Annotated in this window: 9 protein-coding genes; 3 read left to right on the top strand and 6 right to left on the bottom strand. The window is 71.8% G+C overall.

Going from position 1 to position 11,578, the window contains the following annotated elements:
- Positions 1-326: 326 nt before the first annotated feature.
- The 4 genes from BWR60_RS33675 to BWR60_RS33660 all read right to left on the bottom strand — a co-directional run bounded on the left by BWR60_RS33675 (position 327) and on the right by BWR60_RS33660 (position 4,467).
- Positions 327-749 carry a DUF1489 family protein gene (locus BWR60_RS33675; protein ID WP_088157305.1) on the bottom strand — a complete coding sequence of 141 codons (423 nt, stop codon included), beginning with the start codon at positions 747-749 and terminating at the stop codon, positions 327-329.
- A gap of 93 nt (positions 750-842) precedes the next feature.
- On the bottom strand, positions 843-1,772 hold the full coding sequence (locus BWR60_RS33670) for a hydroxymethylglutaryl-CoA lyase (RefSeq protein WP_088157303.1): 930 nt from the start codon (positions 1,770-1,772) through the stop codon (positions 843-845).
- Between the two features lies 1 nt (position 1,773).
- On the bottom strand, positions 1,774-3,741 hold the full coding sequence (locus BWR60_RS33665) for an acetyl/propionyl/methylcrotonyl-CoA carboxylase subunit alpha (RefSeq protein WP_088157301.1): 1,968 nt from the start codon (positions 3,739-3,741) through the stop codon (positions 1,774-1,776).
- A gap of 78 nt (positions 3,742-3,819) precedes the next feature.
- On the bottom strand, positions 3,820-4,467 hold the full coding sequence (locus BWR60_RS33660; RefSeq protein WP_088157299.1) for a LysE family translocator: 648 nt from the start codon (positions 4,465-4,467) through the stop codon (positions 3,820-3,822).
- Positions 4,468-4,660: 193 nt separating this feature from the next.
- On the opposite strand from BWR60_RS33660, the gene BWR60_RS33655 reads away from it, so the two are divergent.
- On the top strand, positions 4,661-5,530 hold the full coding sequence (locus BWR60_RS33655; protein WP_088157297.1) for a calcium-binding protein: 870 nt from the start codon (positions 4,661-4,663) through the stop codon (positions 5,528-5,530).
- Between the two features lie 40 nt (positions 5,531-5,570).
- On the opposite strand, the gene BWR60_RS33650 is transcribed toward BWR60_RS33655, so the two are convergent.
- Positions 5,571-6,941: a metallophosphoesterase family protein gene (locus BWR60_RS33650; protein WP_088157295.1), complete on the bottom strand. Its 1,371-nt coding sequence runs from the start codon at positions 6,939-6,941 to the stop codon at positions 5,571-5,573.
- A 9-nt stretch (positions 6,942-6,950) separates the two neighbouring features.
- Entirely contained in the window at positions 6,951-8,192 is a 1,242-nt protein-coding gene (locus tag BWR60_RS33645; RefSeq protein ID WP_230983265.1) for an NAD(P)/FAD-dependent oxidoreductase, read from the bottom strand.
- Positions 8,193-8,449: 257 nt separating this feature from the next.
- Between BWR60_RS33645 and BWR60_RS33640 the strand changes: the two genes are divergently transcribed.
- Both BWR60_RS33640 and BWR60_RS33635 read left to right on the top strand, forming a co-directional pair.
- A complete protein-coding gene (locus BWR60_RS33640; protein WP_088157293.1) occupies positions 8,450-10,486 on the top strand; it encodes a beta-N-acetylhexosaminidase in 2,037 nt (678 codons plus the stop codon).
- 179 nt (positions 10,487-10,665) lie between these two features.
- Positions 10,666-11,409 carry an MBL fold metallo-hydrolase gene (locus BWR60_RS33635; protein ID WP_088157291.1) on the top strand — a complete coding sequence of 248 codons (744 nt, stop codon included), beginning with the start codon at positions 10,666-10,668 and terminating at the stop codon, positions 11,407-11,409.
- Positions 11,410-11,578: the final 169 nt, after the last annotated feature.

Below are 11,578 nucleotides of genomic sequence, written 5' to 3'. Positions count from 1 at the left end.
ACCGCCGGCCGCGTATCCCTTCTCCACTACATCTCACTTGTCCAAGATCCGTCGCTCTTCAGAGGATCTCTCCCCCGCCAGAGCCGCATCCGCCCGTCGCGCCTTCCCCTTCCAGGGCCGGCCCGCCAGGGCAGAAACGCCGATGTAAGTTACCGACCCGGCTTTTGCAACCTTCTTTTGGCTGCCCTCCGCTGCGTCGCTCTCTTTCGAGTTCGTCGCCGCGGCGTCGCCGTCGGTGGAGCGGTTTATAGGGGGGTGATCCGGGGCACGCAAGAGCTTTTTTGCACTTCCGTGAATTTCTTTTCCGGGCCCCCGCTACGGCCCGCTCAGAGCAGCCCGAGGGCCCTGAGCTCCTGCTGTAGATGGGCCGGCAGGTCGCTCTCCGACGAGGCCCCCAGGTCACGCGGCGCCGCCTCCGGGTCGAGATAGCGCCAGCCCTGGAAGGCGCGCAGCGGCCGGGCCTCCACCGCCGTCAGCTCCGGGTGGTAGAGCAGCCGGCAATAGGTGTCGCCGTCCTCGTCGGTCACCATGAACATGTCGAGGATCGGCTGCCGCACCAGGATGACGTGGCGGATCACCCAGAAGATCGAGCCGCCGTCGATCAGGTCGTCCCGCCGCGTCGGCATGCGCTTGGTGTAGCCGTAGACGACATCGCGCCCGTCGACGACATGGCGCCGGCCCTGCTGGACCGCGGCGAGCTGGGCCGGCTCGGAGATGCCGACGGCGACCTTCAACAGATGGACAGGCACTGTTCCTCCAGGACCGCATCCGGCGGCCGGGTTCCGGACACCGGGCATCGCCCGGTCAACGTCCCGGATCAGAAGACCCAAACGGCCGGGGGATCAAGCGTTCGAATCGCCGCCCGTTTCGCCCGGGGCCCGGGCCAGCAGCGCGCGGGCGACGCGGGACACCGGCGGCCGGCCGAGCACGCCGGAGATGAAGCGGGTGGCGTCGAGCAGCCGGTCCATGGCCACGCCGCTGGCGATGCCGAGCCCGTCGAGCAGATAGACCACGTCCTCGGTCGCGACATTGCCGGTGGCGCCCTTGGCATAGGGGCAGCCGCCGAGGCCGGCCACCGCCGAATCGACCACGGCGACGCCACGCTCCAGCGCCGCGTGGATGTTGGCGACGGCCATGCCGTAGGTGTCGTGGAAATGGACGGCCAGCGACTCGCGCGGGACCCGCGCCGCCACCGCCTCGATCATCGCCACCGCCTTGCCGGGCGTGCCGACGCCGATGGTGTCGCCCAGGCTGATCTCATAGCAGCCCAGGTCGGACAGCGAGCCGGACACTTCGGCCACCTTCTCCGGCGGCACCTCTCCCTCATAGGGGCAGCCGAGCACGCAGGAGACGTAGCCCCGGACCTTGAGCCCTTCCGCCCGGGCGCGGGCCACGACCGGGGCGAATCGCGCCAGGCTTTCGGCGATCGAGCAGTTGATGTTGCGGCGGCTGAAGCTTTCCGAGGCGGCGCCGAACACCGCGATCTCGGTCGCGCCGGCGGCGAGCGCGGCGTCGAGGCCGGTCTCGTTCGGCACCAGCACCGGATAGGAGATGCCGGGCGCGCGCGCGATGCGGGCCATCACCCCGGCCGAATCGGCCATCTGCGGCACCCATTTCGGGCTGACGAAGGCGCCGGCCTCGATCACCGCGAGTCCGGTGGCCGACAGACGGTCGATCAACCCGACCTTGGCCTCGAGCGGCACCACCGCCGTCTCGTTCTGCAGCCCGTCGCGCGGGCCGACCTCGACGATGCGGACCCGGGCGGGGAGCATCTCAGGCCGCCTCGAAGCCGATCAGGGCCACGCCCTCATCCACCTGGTCGCCGGCGGCGAAGGGCAGGCTGGTGACGGTGCCGTCCGCCGGCGCGGCCACGGTGTGCTCCATCTTCATCGCCTCCAGCACGATCAGGGGCTGGCCCTTGGTCACCTTGGCGCCGGCCTCGACCAGCACCGCGATCACCCGCCCCGGCATCGGTGCGGTCAGCCGGCTGCCGCCGCCGGCCTCCTCGCCCGCATGGGCCAGCGGGTCGATGATGCCGAACACCCGGTCGGCGCCGTCACGCAGCACCGCCACGCGCTCCGCCGACACCACGATCGTCGCCCGTACCGTGCGATCGCCGAGCCGGGCGGTCAAAGCGCCGTCCACCAGCGTGCCGCCGGCCTCGACCGGCCCGTCCGGCGTGCCGATCGACAGCCCGCCATGGCGGCGGTAGCGCACCGACACCGGGATCTCGGCCTCGCGGTCGGCCAGGCGCAGCATCTCCACCGCCTCGTCATTCATCCGCCAGCCATCGGCCAGGGCCCAGGGGTTGGCCGGGGCGCGCGGCCGGCCGAGCACGAGGCCGAGCGCCGCGAGCGCGATGTCCTCGGACGATGCCGGCGCCGGGGGCGGCAGCAGCTCCGCCACATGGCGGGCGATGAAGCCGGTGTCGAGCTCGGCCGCGGCGAAGGCCGGGTGGCGCGCGATCGCCCGCAGGAAGTCGAGATTGGTGGCGAATCCGGTGATCCGCGCCTGGTCCAGCGCCCGGGCCAGCCGCCGCACCGCCGCCGGGCGGTCGACATCCCAGACGATCAGCTTGGCGATCATCGGGTCGTAATGGATCGAGATCGCATCGCCCGGACGCACGCCCGAATCGATGCGGACATGCGGCGGCGCCTCGGGCAGGGCCAGATGCGCCAGCCGGCCGGTCTGCGGCAGGAAGCCGGCCTGCGGGTCCTCGGCATAGAGCCGGACCTCGATCGCGGCGCCGTTGATGGCGAGGTCGTCCTGGCCCAGCGGCAGGGTCCCGCCGGCCGCGACCAGCAGTTGCCATTCGACCAGGTCGAGCCCGGTGATCGCCTCGGTCACCGGGTGCTCGACCTGCAGCCTCGTGTTCATCTCCATGAAGTAGAAGCGGCCATCGGTGTCGAGCAGGAACTCGACCGTGCCGGCGCCGACATAGCCGATGGCCTGGGCCGCGGCGACCGCCGCCTCGCCCATCGCCTTGCGGATGGCGGGGTCGAGGCCGGGGGCCGGCGCCTCCTCCACCACCTTCTGGTGGCGGCGCTGGATCGAGCAGTCGCGTTCGAACAGGTAGACGCAGTTGCCGTGGCCGTCGGCGAAGACCTGGATCTCGACATGGCGCGGCTTGGCCAGGTAGCGCTCGACCAGCACCCGGTCGTTGCCGAAGGACGACGCGGCCTCGCGCTGCGCCCCGGCCAGCTGGGCGGCGAAATCCTCCGCCCGCTCGACCACCCGCATGCCCTTGCCGCCGCCGCCGGCCGAGGCCTTGATAAGCACCGGAAAGCCGATCGCCGCCGCCTCCGCCGCCAGCTTGGCGGGATCCTGGTCGGCCTCGTGATAGCCGGGCACCAGCGGCACGCCGGCCGCCGCCATCAGCGCCTTGGCTTCGCTCTTGCCGCCCATGGCGCGGATCGCGGCCGGCGGCGGGCCGACGAAGGTGATGCCAGCCCGGGCGCAGGCCTCGGCGAACTCCGCATTCTCCGACAGGAAGCCGTAGCCGGGATGGACCGCCTGGGCGCCGGTCGCCTTCGCCGCGGCCAGGATGGCGTCGATCCGCAGATAGCTCTCGCGCGCCGGGGCCGGGCCGATCCGGACCGCGGCATCGGCCTCGGCGACATGGCGCGCCCCGGCATCGGCGTCGGAATGGACCGCGACGGTGCGCAGGCCCAGGCGCCGCGCCGTGCGGATCACCCGGCAGGCGATCTCCCCCCGATTGGCGATCAGAAGCGTGTCGAACATTCCCGTCCCGGAACAGCCGCTTGATTTGAGCAACAATCTAACAGGGCTGGACCGCGGCGCACGCGGGAAATCGAAACCCTATTTCGGCCGGCCGTCGGCCAGCACCAGCCGTGCCGCCAGGCCGAGGAAGACGATGCCGGTGAAGCCGTTCAGCAGCCGCGCCACGGCCGGCCGGCGGGACAGGACCCGGCCGACGCCGCCCGAGGACATCCCGACCAGGGCGTTGATGGTGGTGCCGGAGATGTTGCCGAGCGTGCCCAGCACCAGGATCTGCAGCACCGCGCTGTGCGCCGGGTCGACGAATTGCGGCAGGAAGGCGATGAAGAACAGCGCCACCTTCGGGTTCAGGACATTGGTGACCATGCCGTCGAGGAAGATCCGGCCCGCCGGCCGCGCCGGCAGCGGCCCGGCGGTGCCGAGGCCGGCGCCGGAACCGGCGGCGACGCCGCGCAGCGTCTTCACCGCCAGCCACAGCAGATAGGCGGCGCCGCCCCAGCGCAGGATCTCGAAGGCGGTGGGCGAGGCGGCGAACAGCCCGGCCAGGCCGAGCGCCGCCGCCGTGGTGTGCACCGCCGCCCCGCCGCCGATGCCGAGCGCCGCGGCCAAGCCGGCGCGCGGGCCGCGGGCGACGCCGTTGGCGAAACAGAACAGCATGTCGGGCCCCGGCGTCAGGTTCAGCGCCAGGGCGGCGGCCATGAACAGGGCGAGCGTTGCCGGATCGAACATGGGAATCCCCGATGCGAGGGCTGGCGGGCGGCGCGCGAGCCTAGCCCCTGGCCCGCCGGCATGCACCTCCCGTTTGGGAGATGCAGGATTATCAGCCCAACCATAGGCTTCTGAATACCCGGCCATGCGAAACATGCCGGATTCATTCCGCGTCCAGCGCGAATAAGGAAACATTTCAAGAAGGGGAATATTGATGGCGATCATCTTCGGCACCGAGGCCGACAACACGCTTTTCGGCACCGGCACCAATGACCTCATCTTCGGCCGCGGCGGCGACGATCTGCTGATCGGCGGCGGCGGCAACGATATCCTCGTCGGCGGCGACGGCCAGGACCTGCTGCTCGGCGGGATCGGCGACGACACCATCCAGGGCGGGCTCGGCGACGACACCGTCTCCGGCGGCAGCGGCGCCGACGTGCTGACGGGCTGGCAGGGCCAGGACGTGCTGAACGGCGGCCAGGGCGCCGACATGCTGGACGGCGGGCTGGGCGTGGACACCGCCTCCTATCTCGGCTCCGGCGTCGGGGTGGAGGTCTTCCTGATGACGGGCTCGGGCTTCGGCGGCGACGCCGAGGGCGACACCCTGAGCCAGATCGAGAACCTGACCGGGTCGGTCCATGACGACAACCTGCAGGGCAACGCCGGCGCGAACACGCTGACCGGCGGCGGCGGCGACGACTTCCTCGTCGGTCTCGGCGGCAATGACCGGTTCGTGGGCGGCGCCGGCGCCGACCGCCTGATCGGCGACTCCGGCGCGGACCGCTACATCTATACAGACATCGCGGAAAGCACCTTCCGCGCCCCCGATCGGATCGAGCTGATTCAGTCGCAGGGCGACCGCGTCGACCTCTCCGCCATCGACGCCGACACCACAACGGACGGCAACCAGGCCTTCACCTTCATCGGCGCCGCCGGGTTCAACGGCATTGCCGGCGAGCTGCGGGCCTTTCACATCCAGGGGCCGGACATGATCCAGGGCGATGTCGATGGCGACGGCCATGCCGATTTCCTGATCCACACCAACGAGGTCCTCACCTTCACGGCAGCCGATTTCATTCTGTGAGGCTGTCGCGCCCATGGGCGTGCAAGGCGGCGTCCGGTTCTCAGCCGGCCGCCGCCGACACCCTCAGATCCATTCCCTGGAACCTGCGGTCGGCGGAGCCACGCTGCCCGTGCCCGACGCTCCATCGGCCCGGCCAGTCCAGCCGCTCGATCCCGGAGGCCGAGGCCGCCGCCAGCGAGGACCAGCCCGCCTCGCCGTCGAGGCGACACATGATGCCGCCTGGCCCCATGTCGGGATCGAGGCGCAGCCGGATGTCGAAGGCGCCCGACAGCGCCGGGCCGTGCCAATAGAGGGGGCTGCGGCCCGGCTCGCGCCCCAGGATGACGGTCAGGATCTGCCGCGGCCCGCGCAGGCCGATCCAGAACGGCGCGAGACTGTCCGGGTCGAAGGCCGAGATCAGGGTCTGCGCTGCACTGGTTCCGGCCGGCGCGGTACGGCCGGCGAAGCGGAAGGCAGCGGACTGGCCGGGCCCCAACCGGCCGGTCAGCGGCGCGGCGCTGTCTCCCGCCGGCAGGGGACGCCAAGCTTCGTCAGGAATCGGGGGCGGCGGCCAGCTCAGCCGCTCGCGGATGCGCCCGTCGGTGTCGAGCACCTGGCAGCAAAAGCCCTCGGCATCCAGCGCGGCCTGGACGCAATGGAGATACTCCGCCCCCTCGGGCATGCGGTAGGCGGTGCCCGCGCCGGCCGTGCAGAGCTGCAGCACGCCGCGATGCACCTGGACGTCATAGGCCAGGATATGGCTGCAGACATAGGCGAGCACGCCGGCCTCAACCAGGATGCTCCAGAACTCCTGCGCATGCTCCGGTCCGATCTCGCGCTGCCAGGGTCCGGAAAAACCGTTGACCGGATGGACCGGGTGATGACCGACGACCAGCTTGTGCTTGGCATCGGCGTGTCGCCCCAGCACCTGACGCAGCCAATCGGTCTCGACATGGCCTTCGCCGCCGAGGCCGGTCCACAGCGTGTGGACGAAGACCAGCAGCAGGTCGCCGCGGCGGACCCAGTAGGACAGCCCCTCCTGCCCCGGCGGCCCGTTCCGGGGCAGGTCGAGCACATCGCGGAACACCGCCTCGCTCATCTCGTCATAGGCGGTGTGGTTGCCGGTGGTGTGCCAGATCGGGGTCGCTTGGCGGTCGAGCCAGCCCATCTCGTGATCCAGCCAATACCGCCACTGCGTCCGCAGCGCCTCGGCGTCGGCGGTCAGGCCGACGATCTCGTCGCCGGGGAACAGGATGAATTCCGGCTGCGGCACGAGCCGGCGGAGCACCGCATTGACCGCGGCGAAATTCCGCTCGTGCAAGGCGCCGGGAACGCCGGAGCAGGAATCGCCATAAAGCGCGAACTGATGCCCCGGGCCCCGCGGCAGCAGGGCGGGAATAGGGTCGGGCAATCCTTCGTGCAGGCCCGGCATCGCTTCCTCTCAGAACCGGTCGGCGCGGTAGGGCGACGGGTCGACCACGGTGTCGCCGCCGGTGATCATCTCGGCCAGGAGGCGGCCGGTCACCGGCCCCAGGGTGAAGCCGTGATGGGCGTGGCCGAAGGCAAGCCACAGCCCCTTGTGCCGCGGCGCCGGGCCGATCACCGGCCGCATGTCGGGCAGGCAGGGCCGGGCGCCGAGCCACGGGCGGTCGTCGACCCGCGACTCCAGCGGGAACAGGGACCGCGCCGCGGCCTCGGCCGCCTGCAGCTGCACCGGCGTCGGCGGCGCGTCGCGATGGCCCATCTCGACCCCCGTGGTCAGGCGCACGCCGCGCGCCATCGGGGTCAGCAGAAAGCCCTGGTCGTCATCCAGCACCGGCCGGTTCAGCACGGCGTTGCCGCGCGGCCGGTAATGCATGTGGTAGCCGCGCTTGACCGCGAGCGGCAGGCGATAGCCGAGCGGCCGCAGCAGGTCGAGCGACCAGGGACCGAGCGCCACCACCGCGTCGCGCGCCAGCACCGGCCCGTCCGGCCCCTGCAGGCTCCAGCCGCCTTCCGCCGGCTGCAGCGACCGGGCGTCGGCCTGCACCAGCCGGCCGCCGCGGCGCAGGAACAGCTCGGCATAGCCTTTGGTGACGGCGCCGGGGTCGGAGACCGAGACCGGATCCTGCCAGTGCACGCCGCCGACCAGCCCATCCTCCAGATGCGGCTCCACCGCCCGGACCTGCGCCGGATCGAGCACGCCGAAGTTCAGGCCATGGGCGGCGGCGACGGCCCGGCCCGCCTCCCCCGCCTCCAGGCTGCGGGTGCTGCGGTAGACGGTGAGCCAGCCGGTCTCGCGCGCCAGATGGGTGATGCCCGCCTGCTGCAGCAGCGGCCGGTGCTCGTCCAGGCAGCGCTCGATCAGCGGCAGCATCGCCCGCGCCGCCTCCGCCAGCCGGGCCGGCGAGGAGTTGCGCCAGTACTGGAACAGCCAAGGGGCGATCCGCGGCAGGAAGGCCCAGTGGTAGCGGGCGTCGATGCGCGTGTTCGAGGCGTAGCGCAGCAGCTCGGGCAGCGCGCGCGGGAAGGCGTAGGGCACGACGCTGGCGCGCTCGATCAGCCCGGCATTGCCGTGGCTGGTCTCCTCGCCCGGGCCGCGGCGGTCGACCAGCACCACCGACCGGCCGCGCGCCTGCAGGTGCAGGGCGGCCGACACCCCGACGATTCCGGCGCCGAGCACGGCGACATCGCTTCTGATCACGGTCCGACAGCCTTTCTGACACCCGCTGCCCGGCGGGCCCGATGCCCGCATAGCACATCCGGAAGGATTGGGAGGCGAGCGCCCGGAGCGGGCCGCGCAAAATCTGCGCCCGAGGGTGGTATAGACCATTGCCTTCGTCCGGCAGCCATGGGCAGCATGCGGCTGACGCAGACGGCGCGTCGTCGATCGCGACGACCCGGCGGCCGGGCTGCGGGGGACCGCCGGTCCCGTTCCCGCCAACCGCGAAGGCCCGACCGATGACGTCCCCGTTCCGACTCGAAACCTTCTGGCGGCCCGCCGAGGGCGGCGACTCCCTGAGCTATACGCTGCGGCTGACCAACCGGTCGGGCCGGGCCGTTTCGGGCTTCAGGCTCTGCCTCAGCGGGCCCGCCCGCATCGACCCCGCCGCTGTGATCGAGGGCGCCACGCTGACCGCCCGGCTGTCCAACCATTCCGAGTTCACGCCCGCCCAGGATCTGGAGCTGGCCCCCGGCGCCACCTGGACGATCACGGCCCGGGGCCTGAGCTATCCGCTGCGCCATTGGACCGACGGCGCCACCACCGCCTATGTCGCGCTGGCCGACGGGTCGACCGCGCGGGTCGCCACCGCGCCGACCCATTCGGCCACCGACAACGCGCCGCTGAAGCGGGGCACCGAGCGCTTCCCCGTCCCGGCCTCGGTGATGATGTCGGTCTCGGGCACGACCGCCCCCGTGCCGGTCTCGGTAATTCCCTGGCCGGAGAGCGTCGCCGTCAGCGGCCGGCGCGCCGTCCCCGCCGGCCTGGCGCCGAAGGGCGAAGACGCCGAGGCCGGGCAGGCGATCGCCGCCTTCGCCGAGCTGACGGCCGCGCTGTTCCCGGCCGAGGGCATCGTGCGGCCGGAGGCGGAGGGCGGCCTGGCCGTCGACCTCGCCACCGAGCCGGGCTTCGGTCCGGAGGCCTACCGCATCGCCTTCGCCCCGGACGGCGTCGCCGTGCGGGCCGGCACCCGCACCGGCCTGCTGTACGGCCTGATCACGCTGGGCCAGATCTGGCGCGGCGCCCGGCGCCATCCCGAGACCTTCTCGTTCCCCGCGGCGGGCGAGATCCAGGATGCGCCGGCGCATGGCTGGCGCGGGTCGCATCTCGACGTCGCCCGGCAGTTCTACGCCTCGGCCGAGGTGGCGCGGTTCCTGCAGCTGCAGGCCTGGAGCAAGATGAACCGCTTCCACTGGCACCTGTCGGATGACGAGGCCTGGCGGGTCGAGATCGACGCCTATCCGGAGCTGACCAGGGTCGGCGCCTGGCGCGGCCACGGCCTGGCGCTGCCGCCGCTGCTCGGCTCCGGCCCCGAGCCGCAGGGCGGTTCCTACACCAAGCAGGCGATCCGGGACCTGGTCGCCCTGGCCGGCCGGCTGGGCATCGTCGTGGTGCCGGAGATCGACATCCCCGGCCATTGCTACGCCGTGCTGCAGGCGCTGCCGCATCTGCGCGACCCGGGCGAGCATGGCGAGTACCAGTCGGTGCAGGGCTTCCCCAACAACTGCCTGAACCCGGCGCATGAGCCGGTCTACGGTTTCCTCGAGACCGTGTTCGACGAGCTGATCGACCTGTTCCCGTCGAAGATCCTGCATGTCGGCGCCGACGAGGTGCCGCTGGCCGCCTGGTCTGGGTCGCCGCTGGCGCTCGACCGGCTGCGGCAGGTGGGCGGCGGCGCGCTGGCGGAGAAGCATGCCGCGCTGGTCAACACCCTTGGCAACCACAACGGCGCCGACGCCATCGAAGGCTCGGCGACCGCGGTGCTGCAGGCCGGGTTCCTGCAGCGGGTGCAGCGCTTCCTGGCCTCGCGCGGCGTGGTGACCGGCGGCTGGGAGGAGGCGGCGCATGGCGACGTGATCGAGAAGGACAAGTGCTACCTGGTCGGCTGGCGGTCGGTCGAGGTCAGCGCCGAGCTGGCCGGCCGCGGCTACGACATCGTGGTCGCGCCGGGGCAGCGCTACTATCTCGACATGTCGCAGAGCACCGCCTGGTCCGAGCCGGGCGCCGGCTGGGCCGGCTGGTCGGGGGTGCGGGAGACCTATGAGTTCGAGGCCACGCAGGGCTGGACCGAGGCGCAGCTGAAGCACCTGATGGGGGTCCAGGCCTGCATCTGGTCCGAGCCGATGACCGACCGGGCGGTGTTCGACCGGCTGGTGTTCCCCCGCCTGCCGGCGATCGCCGAGGCCGGCTGGACCCGGACGGAGGCGAAGTCCTGGGCGCGCTTCAGCGCCCTGGCCGGGCTGATGCCGAACCTGTACGGCCACTGGGCGGACTGATCCCCGCCATCGATAGTCCCGGATCCCGGCCGCGGCGGCTCGATGACAGCGGACGAGCCGCCGCGGCCATGGCTGCATATCCCGGCATGATCATCGGCGCAGATGATACAATGGGCCGTCAGTGCCGGAGGCGGAAACCGCGACGAACGGGGCCTCCGGCACGATCCGGGGAGGAACCGATGAGCGAGACCAGGATCGATGAGATCGCCGACGGCATCTATCGGCTGTCGACCCATGTGCCGGAGATCGCGCCGCCGGCCGGCTTCACCTTCAACCAGTTCCTGATCAGGGCCGAGGAGCCGCTGCTGTTCCATTGCGGGCCGCGGCGGATGTTCCCGTCGGTCGCGGCCGCGCTGGCCCGGGTGATGCCGGTCGACCGGCTGCGCTGGATCGGCTTCGGCCATGTCGAGGCCGATGAATGCGGCGCCATGAATGAATGGCTGGCGGCGGCGCCGCAGGCCCAGCTGGTGCAGGGCGGAATCGGCTGCATGGTGTCGATCAACGACATGGCCGACCGGCCGCCGCGGCCCCTCGCCGATGGCGAGGTGATCGACCTCGGCGGCAAGCGGCTGCGCCACCTCGACACACCGCAGATCCCGCATGGCTGGGACGCCGGGCTGCTGTACGAGGAGACCACCGGGACGCTGCTGTGCGGCGACCTGTTCGCGCATGTCGGCGACGGCCCGGCCGTGACCGAGGGCGACGTCATGGGTCCGGCCCGCGCCGCGGAGGACATGTTCGGCCCAAGCGCCCTGACCCCGATGACGGCGCCGACGATCCGCCGGCTCGCCGGACTGTCGCCGCGCACGCTCGGCATCATGCACGGGTCCTGTTTCCACGGGGACGGAGCCGCCGCGCTGACGGCGCTGGCCGACGATTATGCGCGCCGGCTGCGGGAGCAGATGGACCGTCTGGCGGCCTGAGCCCGGGGCGCGCGGGCATCCCCTAGAGCGGGATGAATTTATCTGAGGTCATAACCGGCCTGGGCGAAGAAGTTGCGGCACTGTGGCGGGGTGACAGTGTCGAGGATGGAGGCGATGGCGTCGCAGATAGCGTCGGGGTTGCGTCGAGCGGCCTTGCGCAGGAGGTGCT

Origin of the sequence: Inquilinus limosus (assembly GCF_002195995.1) — a bacterium.
GTDB lineage: Bacteria > Pseudomonadota > Alphaproteobacteria > DSM-16000 > Inquilinaceae > Inquilinus > Inquilinus limosus_C.
Note: the sequence above shows the minus strand (reverse complement) of the source record. Positions and strands in the feature narration are given on the sequence as shown.

Bases quoted from the DNA above. Each gene is read 5' to 3' on its own strand.
- BWR60_RS33640 (WP_088157293.1), top strand. From the start codon at position 8,450: ATGACGTCCCCGTTCCGACTCGAAACCTTCTGGCGGCCCGCCGAGGGC.
- BWR60_RS33655 (WP_088157297.1), top strand. From the start codon at position 4,661: ATGGCGATCATCTTCGGCACCGAGGCCGACAACACGCTTTTCGGCACC.
- BWR60_RS33665 (WP_088157301.1), bottom strand. From the start codon at position 3,741: ATGTTCGACACGCTTCTGATCGCCAATCGGGGGGAGATCGCCTGCCGG.
- BWR60_RS33650 (WP_088157295.1), bottom strand. From the start codon at position 6,941: ATGCCGGGCCTGCACGAAGGATTGCCCGACCCTATTCCCGCCCTGCTG.
- BWR60_RS33635 (WP_088157291.1), top strand. From the start codon at position 10,666: ATGAGCGAGACCAGGATCGATGAGATCGCCGACGGCATCTATCGGCTG.
- BWR60_RS33660 (WP_088157299.1), bottom strand. From the start codon at position 4,467: ATGTTCGATCCGGCAACGCTCGCCCTGTTCATGGCCGCCGCCCTGGCG.
- BWR60_RS33670 (WP_088157303.1), bottom strand. From the start codon at position 1,772: ATGCTCCCCGCCCGGGTCCGCATCGTCGAGGTCGGCCCGCGCGACGGG.